Origin of the sequence: Paraburkholderia sp. EG304, assembly GCF_046543485.1 — a bacterium.
Taxonomy (GTDB): Bacteria; Pseudomonadota; Gammaproteobacteria; order Burkholderiales; family Burkholderiaceae; genus Paraburkholderia; species Paraburkholderia youngii.
Genome location: NZ_JBKGUA010000011.1, coordinates 136258 through 153180 on the forward strand (window position 1 = coordinate 136258; position 16923 = coordinate 153180).

The window sequence follows — 16923 nt, forward strand, 5'->3', positions numbered from 1 at the left end:
CCGACCCCTTGCCTCAGCGTATCGAGGCGAGGGGTTGGGCGCCTCATGCCACCCGCAACCCCTTCATCACCATCCGCGAGCGACGCGGCCGCCGCCGCGCTTTCCCCGAAGCAGCCACACGCAATTCGCGTGATCCGTACGATATGCGAAGAGCGGGATGCAGCGGTCGGCCTGACTGGACGTCCGCGATTTAGTTCGGGAAACTGAGCGATGGCGTTGCATGGCTCGATGAACGTTCGAGCTTTTTTCCCAAAGTCCATGTGAGCGCGCAGGCCGGGCAAGCCCACCACGCACGAACGGGGTCACTCTGATTCGGGCGCGAGCCCGAAATCGCCCCGCCAGCGCCGCCGCCTGCCGAGCATCTCTTCAGCCGGTTTGCTCGGGGTCCCTCCGCGATCCTCTGTACAATTGCCCGAAATCGCCCATCGAGCGGCGGTTGCGGGCCGCCGGGCTTTCGGGCGCGGAGGGTCATTTCGCGTTTGACCCGCGACTCACATCGACTGAATTCATGGCCATTACCTACAAGACTCCCGACGATATCGCGAAACTGCGCATTGCGGGCCGCCTCGCGGCCGATGTGCTGGCAATGATCGGCGAGCACGTCAAGGCAGGCGTCTCCACCGACGACCTCGACGCGCTGTGCAACGACTACATCGTCCACACGCAGAAGGCGATTCCGGCCAACGTCGGCTACCTGGGCTTTCCGAAGACCGTCTGCACGTCGGTCAACCATGTCGTGTGTCACGGCATTCCGAATCGCGGCGAGATCCTGAAGGACGGCGACATCATCAACATCGACGTCGCGATCATCAAGGACGGTTATTTCGGCGACACCAGCCGCATGTACTGCGTCGGCCAGCCGAGCACGGTCGCGCGTGCGCTGATCGACACGACCTACGAGGCAATGGTGGCCGGCATCCGCGAGGTGAAGCCGGGCGCGACGCTCGGCGACGTCGGCCACGCGATCCAGAAGGTCGCGCAGCGCGAGGGCTTCTCGATCGTGCGCGACTACTGCGGGCACGGCATTGGCAAGATCTATCACGAGGACCCGCAGGTGCTGCACTACGGCCAGCCGGGGCAGGGCGTGCGGCTGAAGCCGGGCATGGTCTTCACGATCGAGCCGATGATCAACGCGGGCCGCGCCGGCACGTCGGTGCAGCGCGACGGCTGGACGGTGATCACGAAGGACCGCTCGCTGTCGGCGCAATGGGAACACATGGTCGCCGTGACCGACGACGGCTATGAGCTGCTGACGCCGTGGCCGGACGGCACCGGCAACTACGACGCGCCGTGAGCGGGATCGCATATTCTGGTCAATAATAAATTTGACTCGCCGGCCGGTTCGGTTAAAGCTACGCGTTAGGGTTTCCAGGGGTTTTCGTCTGCATGAGTCCGTCATTGACCGTTCGCCGCATCACTGCTGATCAGGGCGCCGTATTTCGCGAACTCCGCACCGCCTCGCTGCGGGAGGCGCCATATGCCTTTGGCGCGACGCTCGAGGATGCGTTGTCGGCCGATGCCGCCAGTTTCGACGCGACCGCGGCGAATCACGCGGTTTCGCAGTCCGTCGGCACGTTCCTGCTTTACACCGAGGGCCATCCGGCCGGCCTCGTCGAGGCGCATTTCGACGACACCGCGGCGCGCCGCGCGTTCGTCTGCGAATTGTGGGTGGCGCCGGCCGTGCGTCATCTGCGCGGCGGCGAACTGCTCGTCGACACGGCGAGCAGCTGGCTCGCGAATGCGGGCGCCACGGAAATCTACGCGTGGGTCGCCGACACGAACCGCAACGCGATGCGCTTCTACGAGGCGCTCGGCTTTGGCCCGACCGGCGAGCACCGGCGCGTCGAGCGCGCGCCCGAGCAGGTCGAAAGTCTGCTGGTGCGGCACGTGCCGACTACCTCGCAGGTGCTTCAACAGTGATCACCCAAGCGGCGCGTCACGCGTGCCGCTCGTCTTCGCCGTCCGTTCATCACGGTTTTTTCCCGCCAGTATTTCTTTGCGCCGTCGCGCGTCGATCGCATCGACGACACGCGTCGCGCCCACGCGCGCGAGCACCGATTCTCCCGGGAAAAATAGTGGCCGCGCGCACGTACGCCTGTAAAATACGCAAAATTTTTTGCCGAACGCTATGTCGCCCAAGAAATCGCCCTTTTTCGAACTGCGCAGCGGCTCTGTCGACACGCTGATGTTCGTGGTCAAAACGACCGACCTCGATGCGATGCGTGCCGAACTGACGCGACGCTTCGAGGCGACGCCCGCATTCTTCGCTAACGACGTCGTCGCGATCGACGTACGGCGTGTCGCCGACAACGAACGCGTGCCGCTCGCCGACATCGCGCAACTGCTCGACAGCGTGCGCATGCGTCCGGTCGGCGTGGTCGCGAATGCGGAGCAACAGTGGGCGACGGAGTCGGGATTGCCGCTGCTCGAAGCGCGCGACCGACGCGGCGCGCCGGCCAGGCAGACCGATGAGGACGGCACGGCGAGCGCGGCAAGCGCGGCGGCGGGCCCCGATGCAGCCGCCGGCACGAGCGCATCCGCCAGCACCGCTTCCGGCGCCGTCGAACCCACCTCCGCCGTCGAGCCGGTGCGCCTCGCCACGTCGCCGCAAACGATGGTGGTCGACAAGCCGCTGCGCTCCGGCCAGCGCATCTACGCGAAAGGCGATCTGGTGGTGCTCGGTCTCGTCAGCTATGGCGCCGAGGTGATCGCGGAAGGCAACATCCATATTTACGCGCCGCTGCGCGGCCGGGCATTGGCCGGCGTGCAGGGCAATCACGACGCGCGCATCTTCTGTACATGTCTCGAACCGGAACTGATCTCGATCGCGGGCATCTATCGAACGACCGAGAACCCGCTGCCGGCCGACGTGCTCGGCAAGCCGGTGCAGATCTGGCTCGAAGACGAAAAACTGATGATCGAACCGCTGCGGCTCACGTAAAGCGCCGAGAAACGCGCGCTGCCCGAGCGATTTCGGCATGCGGCGTTTCAGGGCGACGCGCGCCGCGCATAAATTGACGCATTTGACGAACACAAGGTAAGGGTAATGGCAAAAATCATTGTGGTGACTTCGGGCAAGGGTGGCGTGGGCAAGACGACCACGAGCGCGAGCTTTGCGTCGGCCCTCGCGTTGCGCGGCAGCAAGACCGCCGTGATCGACTTCGACGTCGGCCTGCGCAACCTCGACCTCATCATGGGCTGCGAGCGCCGCGTCGTGTACGACCTGATCAACGTGATCCAGGGCGAAGCGAATCTGAACCAGGCGCTGATCAAGGACAAGAAGTGCGAGAACCTGTTCATCCTGCCGGCCTCGCAGACGCGCGATAAGGACGCGCTGACGATGGAAGGCGTCGAGAAGGTCATCAATGATCTGATCGCGATGGACTTCGAATACATCGTCTGCGATTCGCCGGCCGGTATCGAGTCGGGCGCGCTGCTGGCGATGCACTTCGCCGACGAAGCGCTGATCGTGACGAACCCGGAAGTGTCGTCGGTGCGCGACTCCGATCGCATTCTCGGCATCCTGTCGTCGAAGACCAAGCGTGCGATCGAAGGCAAGGAGCCGATCAAGGAGCATCTGCTGATTACCCGCTACAACCCGAAGCGCGTCAGCGAAGGCGAAATGCTGTCGCTGACCGACATCCAGGAAATTCTGCGCATCGATCTGATCGGCGTGATTCCGGAGTCGGAAGCGGTGCTGCACGCGTCGAACCAGGGGCTGCCGGCCGTGCATCTGGACGGCACCGATGTGGCCGAAGCCTATAAGGACGTCGTGTCGCGTTTCCTCGGCGAGCAGAAATCGCTTCGCTTTGTCGATTACCAGAAGCCCGGGCTGCTGCAGCGCCTCTTCGGCACCAAGTAAGGGGAGCGCACGTAATGTCGATTCTTTCGTTTTTGCTGGGCGAGAAAAAGAAGTCCGCGTCGGTAGCGAAGGAACGCCTGCAGTTGATCATCGCGCACGAGCGCGCCGGCGGCCATGCGCCAGCCGATTATCTGCCTGCGTTGCAACGCGAACTGGTGGCCGTGATCTCGAAGTATGTGAAGATTTCCGATGACGACATACGCGTGAGTCTCGAGCGTCAGGACGATCTCGAAGTGCTCGAAGTCAAGATCGAAATACCGCAGGCCTGAGCTTCCGATGGACCGCGGTCCATCTCGCATCATGTGCAGGACGCCGCATTGCATCGCGTTGGATCGACGCGATGCAATGCGGCGTTCGGCTGTTCCTCTGGCTTCTGTCTGAAGCCCGCTCTTCGCGCCCCCACGGCGCTCGTCATTTCCCGGTCGAAATAAACCGTTGCACTTCAGCGGGTGCCGTTACACGCACATCGTCAGCCTCGTGTCGCCCTCGCGCATTAAACCGGTAACGCCGCATCCGGTGTTCAACCTGAGAGGGAAATCATGAACCGAACCTTTCGCCTGCTGCTTGCCAACACCGTTCTGATTGCCGCGGGGGCCGCCGCGATGGCCTCGGCTTCGGCCGCGGAAGTCGTCATCGTCGCGCCGTCCGCGCCGCCCGTCGAACGCTTCGAAGCGGTGCCCGCGGCGCGCGCCGGCTATGTGTGGGATCACGGTCACTGGCGCTGGGATCGCGGCCGCTACGTGTGGATCGCCGGACACTGGCAGGCCGAGCGCGTCGGCTATCGCTGGATGCCCGGCCACTGGGTCGAGCATGGTCCGAACTATCGCTGGGTACCGGGACACTGGGCGTGATGCGGCCGTCGATCGTGCTTGCGACGCGCCTGTGACCGTGGAGAAATTGCGAATGAAAAAGAACCTGCTCGTGCTCGCCGCGCTGGCGGTGATGCTGTCCGGCTGCGTCGTCGTGCCGGCGCGGCCGCTATATGTGCATGCGCCGCGCGTGGTCGTCTACTGACGCGGCGAGCCGGAAGGATCCGTCGTGATGTCGTCGGCGGCATCACCGGCGGGCGGCTCGCCGTCGACGCTTTGCGCTTCCGGCACCTCGGCCTCGGGCACTTCCGGCACCGGCGCGGGCGCCGGTTGCGGCAGCGGCGCCATGTAGCGCTGGGCGAGCGACTCGTAGAGCGGCGGCGCGAACAGGCGCGACACGCGGCTCGCGATCAACGCGGTGGCCATCAGCGAAATCACGAGCGCGTGACCGTCGATCATCTCCATCACGATCACGAACGACGTGATCGGCGACTGCGTGACCGCGGCCAGATAACCGACCATCGCGAGTGCGATCAGCATCGGCAACTGCATCGAATCGAACACCATGTGCAGCAGATTGCCGAAGCCCGCGCCGATCGACAGCGACGGCGCGAAGATGCCGCCCGGAATGCCTGGCAGGTACGAGCCCACCATCGCGATCATCTTCAGGAACGGATAGAACACCGACAACTGCCCGTGTCCCTCCAGCAGGCCACGCGCTTCGGTATAGCCGCTGCCGAACGTCGCGCCGCCCGCGATCACGCCGACCACGGCGATCGCGAAGCCGCACAGCGCGGCGAACACGACCGGCCGCTTGCCGTGCAACTGGCGCAGCGGCGCCGGAATCCAGCGCGCGGTATTGAGCAGCAGCCAGCCGAAAATGCCGCCCGCGATTCCCGTGACGATTGCGGTGATCACCACCGCGACGGCGAGCAGATCGGGGAAATGCGCGCCGATCCTGATCGTGCCGAAATATGTGTAGTTGCCGTTCAGGCCGAGCGCGACGACACCCGCAACGACGATCGCGGTGATCAGCACACCGCTCGTGCGCGCCTCGAAGCTGCGCGTCAATTCCTCGATTGCGAACACGACGCCCGCGAGCGGCGTATTGAACGCAGCCGATAAACCCGCTGCCGCGCCCGCCAGTGCGAGCTGCCGTTCGATCTGCGCATTCGAGCGCGGATAGAAGCGGCGCAGATTGAACATCAGCGCGGCGCCGACCTGCACGGTCGGTCCTTCACGGCCGATCGTCAAGCCGCCGAGAATCGCGATAAAAGACACGCCGATCTTGCCGAGCAGAATCCGCAGCGATAGCAGCCTCGCGCCATACCCGCGCTGCTTCGTGTGCAGCGTTGCGATGACCTGCGGGATGCCGCTGCCCTCGGAGCCGCGAAAGAACTTGCGCGTGAGCCAGACCGCGAGTGCCGCGACCGCGGGTGTGATCACGAGCGGTGCCCACGGATACCGCTGCCGGACATCGAGAAACGCGTCATAGCCCCAGTCGATCAGGCGCGCATAGAGCACCGCGACCAGGCCGACGGCGATGGCACCGAGCCAGAAGATGCCGTATTGCCGCCACAGGCGTTTCGTGCGACGCATGACAGCGTGCGAACGGGAGGGGAAGGGCCGGGACATGAATTGGGTTCGTGCAAAGGGCCAAGTATAAAACGTGCGGGACCGACCAGAATGCGTGAAAGACATTTGAAAAAATGAACTACGCTGGATCGTCAGGGGTATCTTTTGTTGTAATTCGCCGTATTGAAAACAGGACCGGGCACGATGCCCATTTGGCAGGGAGGCGGTAAAAACGTCGGCTAGAATAGTTTCCACTTCGGAAAACGAAGAGACCCTCAATGAAGCGAATCCTAATCGTCAAGGTCACTTCACTAGGCGATATCGTGCAGGCGTTGCCAGTCGTCGCCGATATCAAACGCGCATTTCCTGGTGTTCAGGTGGATTGGGCGGCGGACGAAGCATTTGCGCAAGTCGTGCAGTGGAGCCAGGGCGTCGACCGCGTGCTATGCGCGCCGCTGCGCCGCTTCAAGAAGGCGCGTCGCTGGAGCGATCTGAAGGCGATCTTGGCATCGATCGGCGAGCTGCGCGCATACCGCTACGACTACATCATCGACATTCACGGCGTCTACAAGAGCGCGATCATCGCCTTCCTCGCGCGCTCGTCGCGGCGCTTCGGCTATCAATCTCAGGATCTTGGCGAGCGGGGCGCCGCGTTCGCCTATACCGGGCGTTTCGGTCCACGCCCGCAAGGCAGCGCGTGGCACGGCATGCGCATCAGCGCTAGCGAGGCGCTCGGCTACGAAGTGGAAGGCCCGCCCATCTACGACCTGCGGCTACCCGCAGCCGTCCCGCAGCCGTTCGCGACACAGGACGCGCCTGTCGCCGCGCTCTTTCATGCCACCTCGAAAGCCGACAAGAAATGGCCGCTCACGCATTGGGTGGCTGTCGGGCGCGAGTTGAGCGAGCGCGGTTTTCGTGTGGTTCTGCCGTGGGGCTCGGACGGCGAGCTTGCCGAAGCCTCGCAGATCTGCGCACAGGTACCGGGCGCGACCGTGCTGCCGCAAATGAGCGTGACCGAAGTCGCGCAGATGATCGACGCGTGCGCGCTCGTGGTCGGTACCGATACGGGCTTCGTGCACCTCGCGCATGCGCTGCAGAAGCGCACCGTGATGATCTTCGTCGCGACGTCGCCATCGCATTGCGGCGTCGAGACGCCGTATCGCTCGACATCGATCGGTGACGGTCGCTCGGTACCGCCCGTTAGCGCGGCGCTCGACGCGATCGACTACGTTCACGGGGCGGAGCCGGTGCTCGCGATGCAGCAAGGATCGGCCGCCGCCTGAGATCGCGCAATCGTTTGCGCAAAAGAAAAAGAGGCGCGACGCGTAGTCCACCCGTGCGGGCGGGGACTGCATCGTCGCGCCTCAAAGAACGCCCGTGTCGGGGAACAGCGGGCGGAGAGGAATCGATTACACGTCTGTTAAAACTGTCGCTTTTCGTTGGACGCCGCAGTGTCCGATGCGCACACGCCAAGGCGGCCAGCTGGCAGCTCGCGGTGCATCGAGGCTCGCGCGGCGCGCGTCGAACCGCTCCATTACGGCGACGCTGGCGCGGCCAGCAAGGCTTCTATCGCGACAGTGCGCTCAATCGAGTATAGGCGCTGTTTTTCGCCATGGTGGCGCGATCAGGTGAGAGCGGGGCAGGTCGTTCGAACACGCCCGTCCAACGCGCCGATCCTGTAACAGCCCAGTGATCTTCCCTTACAAATGGCAACGTTCGCCGGGGCGCGCATCGTGTCCAATCGGGTCATTCGGGGTTTGCGCTCGAATCAATCTGACTCGATGGAGAACAACATGAAACGCCTGATCCTGACTCTCGTGGCCGGCGCACTGCTGGCGTCGGCGCTCGGCGGCTGCGTCATCGCGCCGGCGCCGGGCTACTACTACGGCGGCGGTGGCTACTACCATCACGGCTACTACCGCTAAGCCGCGCTCGAGTTCCTCGAGCCGCTGGCCTCAGGCGACCAGCATTTCGAATGCGACCACCGCGGCAATAGCCGCGGCGTTCGCGGCCAGCGCTTCGACGACGATGGATTTCCACGACGCCGGACGAAAGCGCAGCGCGAGCAGCAGCGAGCCGAGCAAGGCCAGCGCGATGATCATCACGATATCGGCATTGTGAAGATGGACGTTCATGCGAGTCTCCCTGGTTTTTATAGGGTTATGTCAGGGAGTATAGGCAAGTCAAAAAGACGCGCAAGGCGGGGGATTTACCAAACGCGAATCGACGCAAGCGGGGTTGCGTCGATTCGCAATGCATCACTTCATCAGACTCGCGTCACGCGTCTCGCGCATGCACAGCACGCCGACGAGGCTCACGGCCGCCGCGACCGAGACGTACGCGCCAACCCACGGCAAGCCGCCATGCGCGGCCAGCATCTGCGCGATATACGGCGCGACCGACGCGCCGAGAATCCCGCCGAGGTTGTATGCAACGCCGGCGCCCGTATAGCGTACGTTGGTCGGAAACAGCTCCGGCAGCAGCGCGCCCATTGGCGCGAACGTCACGCCCATCAGGAACAGCTGGATCACGAGGAACAGCAGCACCAGCAGCGGCTCACCGCTGCCGAGCAGCGGCGCCATCGTGAAGCCCGACAGGATCGCCGCGATGATGCCGACGATCAGCACCGGCTTGCGCCCGAAGCGGTCGCTCGCGCGGGCCGACAGCGGCGTCGCGATTGCCATGAACACGACCGCGATGCACAGCAGTCCGAGGAACGTCTGCCGCGGAATATGCAGCGAGCCGACGCCGTACGACAGCGAGAAGGTCGTCGCGTTGTAGAACAGCGTATAGCAGACCACCATCGCGAGCGCGCCGAGCACGGTTGGCACCCAGTGCTGCGAGAACAGCTTCGCGATCGGCACGCGCACGCGTTCCTTGCGCTCGATCGCTGCCTGGAACGCGGGCGTCTCGGCGATCTTCAGCCGCACGTACAGGCCGAGCGCGACCAGCACCGAGCTGACGAGGAACGGCACGCGCCAGCCCCAGCTGCGGAACTGCTCGTCGGACAGCGACATGGCGAGCGCGAAGAACAGGCCGTTGGATGCGAGAAAGCCGATCGACGGTCCAAGCTGCGGGAACATGCCGAACCAGCCGCGTTTGCCGGCCGGCGCGTTTTCGGTGGCGAGCAGCGCGGCACCGCCCCATTCGCCGCCGAGGCCGATACCCTGGCCGAAACGCAGCACGCACAGCAGGATCGGCGCGAGGCTGCCGATCGCGTCGTAGCCCGGCACGAAGCCGATCAGCGTGGTCGACACGCCCATCACGAGCAGCGACGCAACCAAAGTCGACTTACGGCCGATGCGGTCGCCGAAGTGGCCGAACAGGAACGAGCCGATCGGTCGCGCGACGAACGCGATGCCGAACGTGACGAAGGCCGACAGCGCTTGCGCGGTGGCCGAGCCGTGCGGGAAGAACACCGGTCCGATCACGAGCGCGGCGGCGGTCGCGTAGACATAGAAATCGTAGAACTCGATCGCGGTGCCGATGAAGCTCGCGAAGATGATCCGCGCGCTACTGTTTTGCCCGCTTGCGGGCTGAGCCGCGGAAATCGGCGAAGTGGACATGCAGGGGTCTCCAATTGTCGTGAGGCCGCGGCGCGCTGAGCCTTGCTTCGCAGACTGGCGGCGCGCGACGGCGGCATCCTCGTTGAGGTATAGGTTTGGGCGCCGCACGCGGGTGGCGCCGCGGCACTGCAGTCGGCTCATGCGCCGCGCCGGCGGGTGTGCGGGCGGCGTGAGCCATGCCGGAAGGCTCCGGCGCGGGGAATCCGAAAATTATAGCGAGCGCGCTCGTCGCGCAGCAATGGCGGCGTAAGCTTGCGCGGCAACGAGGGGTGCGTTAAGAGCGATGCGCAATGACTCGAGCAGGTCATGTGTGGCCTGCTCGAACGCGGCGATGCGCGTGATGGCGCGGGTTGGCGCACGCGCCAACCGCGCTCAGTCGTACGTTTCCGCTTGCGGCGAGGCGAGCTCGCGCAGCTGGAACTTGCCGTTGTCGTTGAACAGCCAGTCTTCGAACAGCTCGAGCTGGCCGCGGCCGTTCAGCAGCTTGCCGGGCGGTAGCGGCAGCGGCGCCGAGCGGCGCAGCGACGCAAGCGCGGTGCTTTCGGCTTCGTCGTCGCCGTTGGTGCGATACACCGACGACTGGACGATGCGTCCATCACGATCGACCGTGAACGACACCACCACCAGCGAGCGCAGCATCGGCTGAGGCCTGCCCTGGAGCACGTACGACGGATTGCGCTCGACGATTCGTCGGGCGACCGCGTCGCGATATTGATCGAGCGTCGCGCTGTTGATCGCGGCGACCGGTGTGCTGACGGTTTCGTGCTTCGTCAGCGGAGTGATCGTGCAACCGGCCACGGCAACGACACCAAGCGCGGCGAGCAACAGCCGATGCCTGGGTGCTGCGGTGAAGAAGTGCGGGGCCACACGGGGAACAGGACGGGGAGAAGTGCGCGAGAGCATCGTCGACGAACCGCGAGAAGAACCTGATTGAATGGTAGTCAAAAACCGGCGGGATTCAATTGGCGTTCGCCCGCTGAATGTCATTGCGCGTGCCGCGACGACGCGCTTTGCTTTCCGATGTAATGGCCGGAAATATGCACGCGTTGGTCGGCGGGCGGAACCCGCCTACACTCTGGCGGCCTCATGCTGAGGCATCGGTGGAAGTCTTTTCAGCCCGCTTCTCGCGGGCTTTCTTTTACCTGCGATTCGCCAATTACACGCGGCAACAAAAAAGGCGAACCCGCCAAACGGGTCCGCCTTTTCGCTCTCGGTTCAACCGGTCGCGCCGCAAGCCATGCTCACGGCGCTGCACGATCATCGATTACTTCAAAGCCGCACGCGCCGCCTTCACCGCGGCCAGCACCTGCTCGGGCGCGGTGCCGCCCGGATGATTGCGGCTCGCCACCGAGCCCTCGAGCGTCAGATACGAGAACACGTCGTCGCCGATCAGATGCGCGACGTTCGGCAGTTCGCTGCGCATTTCGTCGAGCGTCAGGTCGGCGAGATCGCAGCCGCGATCGGCACAGACGCGAACCGCGAGCGCGACGGCTTCGTGCGCGTCGCGGAACGGCAGGCCTCGCTTGACCAGATAGTCGGCGAGGTCCGTCGCGGTCGAGAAGCCTTGCAGCGCGGCCTCGCGCATCGCCTGCGGCTTGACCGTGATGCCGGCGACCATTTCAGCGAAGATGCGCAGCGTGTCGGCGACCGTATCGACGGTGTCGAACAGCGGCTCCTTGTCTTCCTGGTTGTCCTTGTTGTACGCGAGCGGCTGGCCTTTCATCAGCGTGAGCAGCGCCATCAGATGGCCGTTCACGCGGCCGGTCTTGCCGCGCGCGAGTTCGGGCACATCCGGGTTCTTCTTCTGCGGCATGATCGACGAGCCGGTGCAGAAACGGTCGGCCAGATCGATGAAGCCGACGCGCGGGCTCATCCACAGCACCAGTTCTTCGGAGAAGCGCGACACGTGCGTCATCACCAGCGCGGACGCGGCCGTGAATTCGATCGCGAAGTCACGGTCGGAAACCGCATCCAGCGAATTCGCGCAGATGCCGTCGAAGCCGAGCGTCTTCGCGACGGCGTGACGGTCGATCGGATAGCTGGTGCCGGCGAGCGCGGCCGCGCCGAGCGGCAGACGGTTCACGCGCTTGCGGCAGTCGACCATGCGCTCGGCGTCGCGCGAGAACATCTCGACGTAGGCGAGCAGATGGTGGCCGAACGTGACCGGCTGCGCGACCTGCAGGTGCGTGAAGCCCGGCATGATGGTCGCGGCGTTCTTCTCGGCGATTTCGAGCAGCGCTACGCGAAGTTCGGTCAGCAGTTCGCCGATGCGGTCGATCTCGCCGCGCAGCCACAGGCGGATGTCGGTCGCGACCTGGTCGTTGCGCGAGCGGCCGGTATGGAGGCGCTTGCCGGCATCGCCGATCAGCGCGGTCAGGCGCGCTTCGATGTTCAGGTGCACGTCTTCGAGATCGAGCTGCCATTCGAACTCGCCGCGCTCGATTTCACCCTTGATCTGCGCCATGCCGCGCTGGATCGCGGCGAGGTCGTCGGCGGAAATGATCTTCTGCGCGGCGAGCATCGACGCGTGCGCGAGCGACCCTTCGATGTCGACGAACGCCAGACGCTTGTCGAAGAAGACCGACGACGTATAGCGTTTGACGAGCTCCGACATCGGCTCCGAGAAGCGAGCCGACCAGGCTTCGCCTTTTTTGTGCAGTTGGGACGTCATGGTGTTGGGCGGTAAAAACGAGCGGTGAAGAGGCTGGCGACGCGAGTGCGCGAGTCGTGCAGAAGCGCCGCCGCAGCGAAGAAAGACGGAGATTTTAACACCGGGCGAGGGCGGCCAAGGCGCTGCCGCCGCTCGCGGACCCATTAGCGGACCCATTCGCGAGCCTATTCGCGCACCAGCACCACCAGCTTCAGATCTTCGCGATGCGCGGGCTTGAACGTGATCTGGTCATAAACGATGCGCCCGTCGCGCGGATGGTTGAACTCGCGCCTGCCGCCCTCGCGCCCGCCGACGTCCTGCGAGGCCCAGTAGCGCGCGAACTCGTCGCTCGCGGCCGACAGCGAATCGATCAGCCCGCGCGTGGGCGCATCGTTCAGATGGCGGATCGAGTCGGCGCGGAATTCGGCGGCGAGCCGCCGCGCGCGCGTTTCCCAATCGACGATCAACGCGCGCGCGGCCGGCTCGGTGAACGTGTAGCGCAGCAGGTTGCGGTCGTGCGCGCCGTCGAGCCAGCCGACGAACAGATCGGCCGCGCGCCCGTTCCACGCGAGCGCATTCCACTGCCGGTCGAGCACATAGGCCGGCGTGTCGATGAGCTGCACGGTTTGCAGCAGCGTGGCGGGCGCATCGGCGGCGGCGGGGTCGGGCTCGGCCGGATCACGCTGCGCGGCCAGCTCGAACAGATACGCGCGCTCGGCGCGCGACAGCTGCAACGCGACCGCGATGCGCGCGAGCGCATCGGCGGAAGCGGACACCGGCCGGCCCTGCTCGATCCACGTGTACCAGGTCGGGCTCACGCCGCATAACTGCGCGACTTCCTCGCGCCGCAGACCGGGCGTGCGGCGGCGCGGCCCCGGCGGCAGACCGACCGCCTGCGGCGACAGCCGCTCGCGATGGGCGCGGATGAAGTCGCCGAGCGCGCGCGCCGGCGTGGCGTCGAGCGGCGGCGGATGATCGGCGGAGGACGGCGTCGTCATGCTATCGGCTGCGCGTGGAGGGGAGTAATAGAGATACCAGAATAATTGCCGAACTTGTACTGGTACACGGCGGGCTCTATTGTAGCGGCTGGATTCGCGCAACGCGTTGTTCGCCATCTCGACGCGCGATGAAAAAAGCCGGGTGTGGCCTGCGTCGGCCACACCCGGCTTCTGCCTGCTTCAGCGTCGATCTCAACCGGTATTGCGCAACCCCGCCGCGATCCCGTTGATGCACAAATGAATGCCGCGCCGCACGCGCGCATTGGTGTCGCCCGCGCGATAGCGTTTGAGCAGTTCGACCTGCAGGTGATTGAGCGGGTCGAGGTACGGGAAGCGGTTCTTGATCGAACGCGCGAGCAGCGGATTCTCGGCGAGCCGCTCGCTCTTGCCGGTGATCTCCGACAGCACCTTCGACGTGCGTTCCCACTCGGCAACGATGCGCTCGAACACGTGCTTGCGCAGCTTCTTGTCGGTCACGAGCGCGGCATAGCGCGACGCGACCGCGAGGTCGGTCTTCGCGATGACCATGTCCATGTTCGACATCAGGTTGGAAAAGAACGGCCAGCTCTTGTGCATCTTCTTCAGCAGCGCGAGACGGCGCGCGCGCTCGGCGTCCGACGGCGCGCTGTCCAGATGCTCGGTGACCGCGCTGCCGAAGCCGTACCAGCCGGTCAGCAGCAGCCGGCATTGGCCCCACGAGAAGCCCCACGGAATCGCACGCAGATCCTCGATCTTGCGCTGCTTCGGGTCCTGCAGCTTGCGCGACGCGGGGCGGCTGCCGATGTTCAGCTCGGCGATCTCCGCGATCGGCGTCGACTCGAAGAAATATTCCTTGAAGCCCGGCGTTTCGTAGACGAGCGCGCGATACGCGGCCATCGCCGTATCGGACAGCTGCTGCATCGTTTCCTCGTACACCGGCAGCTCGGCCAACGTGTGGTCGTGCGGCAGCAGCGACGCTTCGAGCGTCGCTGCCACGACGGTCTCCAGGTTGCGCCGGCCGATTTCCGGATTCGCGAACTTGCTCGCGATCACCTCGCCCTGCTCGGTCAAACGGATCTGACCGTCGACGGTGCCCGGCGGCTGCGACAGGATCGCCTGATAGGTCGGGCCGCCGCCGCGGCCGACGGTGCCGCCGCGTCCATGGAACAGACGCAGCGTCACGCCGCGTTCGTTGAACAGCGACAGGAGCGCCAGCTCCGCGCGATACAGCTCCCAGTTCGACGTCAGGAAGCCGCCGTCCTTGTTGCTGTCCGAGTAGCCGAGCATCACTTCCTGCTCGTTGCCCTGATGTTCGATCAGCGTGCTGATGCCCGGCAGCGCGAAGAGATCGCGCATGATGTGCGGCGCGTTGCGCAGATCGGGGATCGTCTCGAACAGCGGGATCACCATCAGGCCCGCGCGCGCGGGGTCGTGCTCGTCGCCCAGACGCCCGCGCAACAGACCCGTTTCCTTCTGCAGCAGCATCACCTCGACCAGATCGCTGACGGTTTCCGTGTGCGAAATGATGTAGTTGCGCACCGCGCGCGCGCCGAATTTCTCGCGCGTGAGGCGTGCTTCTTCGAGCACCGCGAGCTCGCTCTTCACGAGGTCGGAGTACTCGGCGTAGGGCACGCGCAGCGCGCGCGGCTGCGCGAGTTCGGCGAGCAGCACGTTCAGCTTGTCCGCTTCGGAGAGCGCCGCGTAATCGTCTTCGACGCCTGCGCACTTGAACAGCTCGGCGATCACCGCTTCGTGGATGTCCGAGCTTTGCCGCAGATCGATGCTCGCGAGATGGAAGCCGAACACTTCGGCCGCGCGAGCGAGCGGTGCGAGACGCGGCGCGGCGAGCGGCGCGCCGTGATGCTCGGCGAGCGAGTCGATCAGCACGTGCAGGTCGCGCACGAAGTCGGCGGCGTCGTCGTAGGGGGTCGCGCGAATCGGCGCGACGCCGCGGCCGGCGCTGCGCAGCGGCACGCTGCCTTCGCCGAGACGCACGCGCGCGCTCGCCGCGAGCCGCGTGTAGATGCCGATCAGCGCGCGACGATACGGCTCGTCGGTGCGATGCGGCGAGTGGTCGGGCGAGATGTCCGCGAGCTCATTGAGCGCATCGCTCACGCCGACGAGCACATTCGACATCGACAGCTCCTCGCCGAGCTTGTGCACCTGCACCAGGTAGTGCTCGAAAATCACCGCGGCCTGACGGGTGATCGCGTTTTCGAGCGTGTCGGCGGTGACGTTCGGATTGCCGTCGCGATCGCCGCCGATCCAGCTGCCCATCTGGAAGAACGGCGGCAGGCGCGCTTCGAGGCCATGCTCCTTCAGCGCCTCCTCGATGTCGGCGTACAGCGCCGGCAGTTCTTCGAGGAAGGTGCTGCGGTAGTACGACAGCGCGTTCTCGATTTCATCGGCGACCGTCAGACGCGCGTCGCGCAGCATCCGCGTTTGCCACAGCGACGTGACGCGCGCGCGCAGCATCGCTTCGTTGTGTGCGCGCTCGCGGTTCGTGAGCGGCTGGTCGCGCTCGGCGAGCAGCCGCGCGATGTCGTGCTGCGCGTCGAGAATGCTCTTGCGCTGCACCTCGGTCGGGTGCGCGGTCAGCACCGGCATGATCAGCGCGTCGTCGAAAAACCGCTGCAGCACCGGCCTCGCGGCGGCGCCGGCCGCGACGAGCCGCTCGAGCGCATGCGCGATCGTGCCCGGCTGCGAGGCCGAGCCCGCGAGCGCGTGAATGCGGTGACGACGGTTGCGGTGACGGTCCTCGGCGATGTTCGCGAGATGCGAAAAATAGCTGAACGCGCGCACGACGCTAACGGTCTGCTCGGGCGTCAGCGAGCGCAGCTTCTTGTCGAGCGTCTGCGCGGCGGCGCTGTCGTCCTCGCGACGGAAGCGCACCGCGTTCTGCCGGATCGTTTCGACAACGTCGAATATGGCGTCGCCTTCCTGCTCGCGCAGCACGTCGCCGAGCAGCCGGCCGAGATAGCGGATGTCCTGGAACAGCGGGTGGTCCTTGTCTTCGCGCGTGCGGCCGCCGTTCTTCACGGCGGGCGCGGCGGCTGGCTCAGCTTGCGACACGCCCTGGAGCTCTGCCGTTTTCGCGGCGCGCGGGAGTGTCGCGTCGCCTTCGATCTTGATCTTGACCTTGGCCGGCTTGCTGGCGGTGGCCGAAGTCGCGGCCTTTTCGGCCTTGCCGGATTTGTTTGCTTTTGGCGCCTTGTCCTGCTTGACGGGCACAGAGGTTTGCGAGGCCTTCGAGGCCTTGGCGGCTTGCGCGGCAGCGTTGGACAGGACGTCGGGCGCCGCGGCGTCGGCCGGGCGAGCGGTGGGCGAGGCAGTGTTGCGGCGGGCGGGGCGCGCCGATCCGGAAGACGTCACGATGAGTTTCCTCGGGGAAGCCAGGGTCTGTTGATTGATGAACTGCGACTGCGGAACTGCAACCAGCAAGTACAACGTGAACTGCGTGCAACAGGGACTGCGCAACGGACTA

At 65.3% G+C, this 16923-nt stretch carries 16 protein-coding genes; 8 read left to right on the forward strand and 8 right to left on the reverse strand.

Translation table 11 applies throughout. The features are described from left to right. The first annotated feature begins 508 nt into the window (after positions 1-508). Both map and ACLFKU_RS15895 read left to right on the forward strand, forming a co-directional pair. Positions 509-1294 (forward strand): type I methionyl aminopeptidase, encoded by a 786-nt coding sequence (gene map, locus ACLFKU_RS15890; RefSeq protein ID WP_368584539.1) that lies wholly within the window; start codon positions 509-511, stop codon positions 1292-1294. 92 nt (positions 1295-1386) lie between these two features. After that, on the forward strand, positions 1387-1920 hold the full coding sequence (locus tag ACLFKU_RS15895) for a GNAT family N-acetyltransferase (RefSeq protein ID WP_026227959.1): 534 nt from the start codon (positions 1387-1389) through the stop codon (positions 1918-1920). On the opposite strand, the gene ACLFKU_RS15900 is transcribed toward ACLFKU_RS15895, so the two are convergent. Continuing rightward, entirely contained in the window at positions 1921-2199 is a 279-nt protein-coding gene (locus tag ACLFKU_RS15900) for a hypothetical protein (protein WP_410849744.1), read from the reverse strand. Between ACLFKU_RS15900 and minC the strand changes: the two genes are divergently transcribed. The 4 genes from minC to ACLFKU_RS15920 all read left to right on the forward strand — a co-directional run bounded on the left by minC (position 2129) and on the right by ACLFKU_RS15920 (position 4713). After that, positions 2129-2941, forward strand: a complete 813-nt coding sequence (gene minC, locus ACLFKU_RS15905) for a septum site-determining protein MinC (RefSeq protein ID WP_410849701.1) — start codon at positions 2129-2131, stop codon at positions 2939-2941. The genes ACLFKU_RS15900 and minC overlap by 71 nt on opposite strands. A gap of 105 nt (positions 2942-3046) precedes the next feature. Then, the gene (gene minD, locus ACLFKU_RS15910) at positions 3047-3862 is read left to right on the forward strand and encodes a septum site-determining protein MinD (RefSeq protein WP_013088749.1); all 816 of its coding nucleotides are present in this window, start codon (positions 3047-3049) and stop codon (positions 3860-3862) included. Between the two features lie 14 nt (positions 3863-3876). Then, on the forward strand, positions 3877-4131 hold the full coding sequence (gene minE / locus ACLFKU_RS15915; RefSeq protein WP_008922443.1) for a cell division topological specificity factor MinE: 255 nt from the start codon (positions 3877-3879) through the stop codon (positions 4129-4131). A 270-nt stretch (positions 4132-4401) separates the two neighbouring features. Continuing rightward, positions 4402-4713, forward strand: coding sequence for a YXWGXW repeat-containing protein (locus ACLFKU_RS15920; protein WP_410849702.1), 312 nt, complete (start codon positions 4402-4404; stop codon positions 4711-4713). 156 nt (positions 4714-4869) lie between these two features. Here ACLFKU_RS15920 and ACLFKU_RS15925 read toward each other — a convergent pair whose 3' ends face one another. Next, complete coding sequence (locus ACLFKU_RS15925) at positions 4870-6270, reverse strand: chloride channel protein (RefSeq protein ID WP_410849703.1); 1401 nt, start codon at positions 6268-6270, stop codon at positions 4870-4872. A gap of 254 nt (positions 6271-6524) precedes the next feature. Here ACLFKU_RS15925 and waaC point away from each other — a divergent pair, with 254 nt between their 5' ends. Together waaC and ACLFKU_RS15935 are read left to right on the forward strand one after the other, a co-directional pair. Then, positions 6525-7529, forward strand: coding sequence for a lipopolysaccharide heptosyltransferase I (gene waaC / locus ACLFKU_RS15930; protein WP_368584545.1), 1005 nt, complete (start codon positions 6525-6527; stop codon positions 7527-7529). Positions 7530-8039: 510 nt separating this feature from the next. Next, entirely contained in the window at positions 8040-8171 is a 132-nt protein-coding gene (locus ACLFKU_RS15935) for a hypothetical protein (RefSeq protein ID WP_013088753.1), read from the forward strand. A gap of 30 nt (positions 8172-8201) precedes the next feature. On the opposite strand, the gene ACLFKU_RS15940 is transcribed toward ACLFKU_RS15935, so the two are convergent. The 6 genes from ACLFKU_RS15940 to ppc form a co-directional block, all read right to left on the reverse strand. Next, positions 8202-8381 (reverse strand): hypothetical protein, encoded by a 180-nt coding sequence (locus ACLFKU_RS15940; RefSeq protein WP_013088754.1) that lies wholly within the window; start codon positions 8379-8381, stop codon positions 8202-8204. A gap of 123 nt (positions 8382-8504) precedes the next feature. Continuing rightward, positions 8505-9812, reverse strand: a complete 1308-nt coding sequence (locus ACLFKU_RS15945; RefSeq protein ID WP_410849704.1) for an MFS transporter — start codon at positions 9810-9812, stop codon at positions 8505-8507. Between the two features lie 372 nt (positions 9813-10184). Continuing rightward, positions 10185-10715: an energy transducer TonB gene (locus ACLFKU_RS15950; protein WP_368584548.1), complete on the reverse strand. Its 531-nt coding sequence runs from the start codon at positions 10713-10715 to the stop codon at positions 10185-10187. 361 nt (positions 10716-11076) lie between these two features. Next, on the reverse strand, positions 11077-12483 hold the full coding sequence (gene argH / locus ACLFKU_RS15955; protein WP_368584549.1) for an argininosuccinate lyase: 1407 nt from the start codon (positions 12481-12483) through the stop codon (positions 11077-11079). Positions 12484-12647: 164 nt separating this feature from the next. Next, a complete protein-coding gene (locus ACLFKU_RS15960) occupies positions 12648-13460 on the reverse strand; it encodes a helix-turn-helix transcriptional regulator (protein WP_368584550.1) in 813 nt (270 codons plus the stop codon). 192 nt (positions 13461-13652) lie between these two features. Beyond that, positions 13653-16811 (reverse strand): phosphoenolpyruvate carboxylase, encoded by a 3159-nt coding sequence (ppc, locus tag ACLFKU_RS15965; protein WP_410849705.1) that lies wholly within the window; start codon positions 16809-16811, stop codon positions 13653-13655. Positions 16812-16923: the final 112 nt, after the last annotated feature.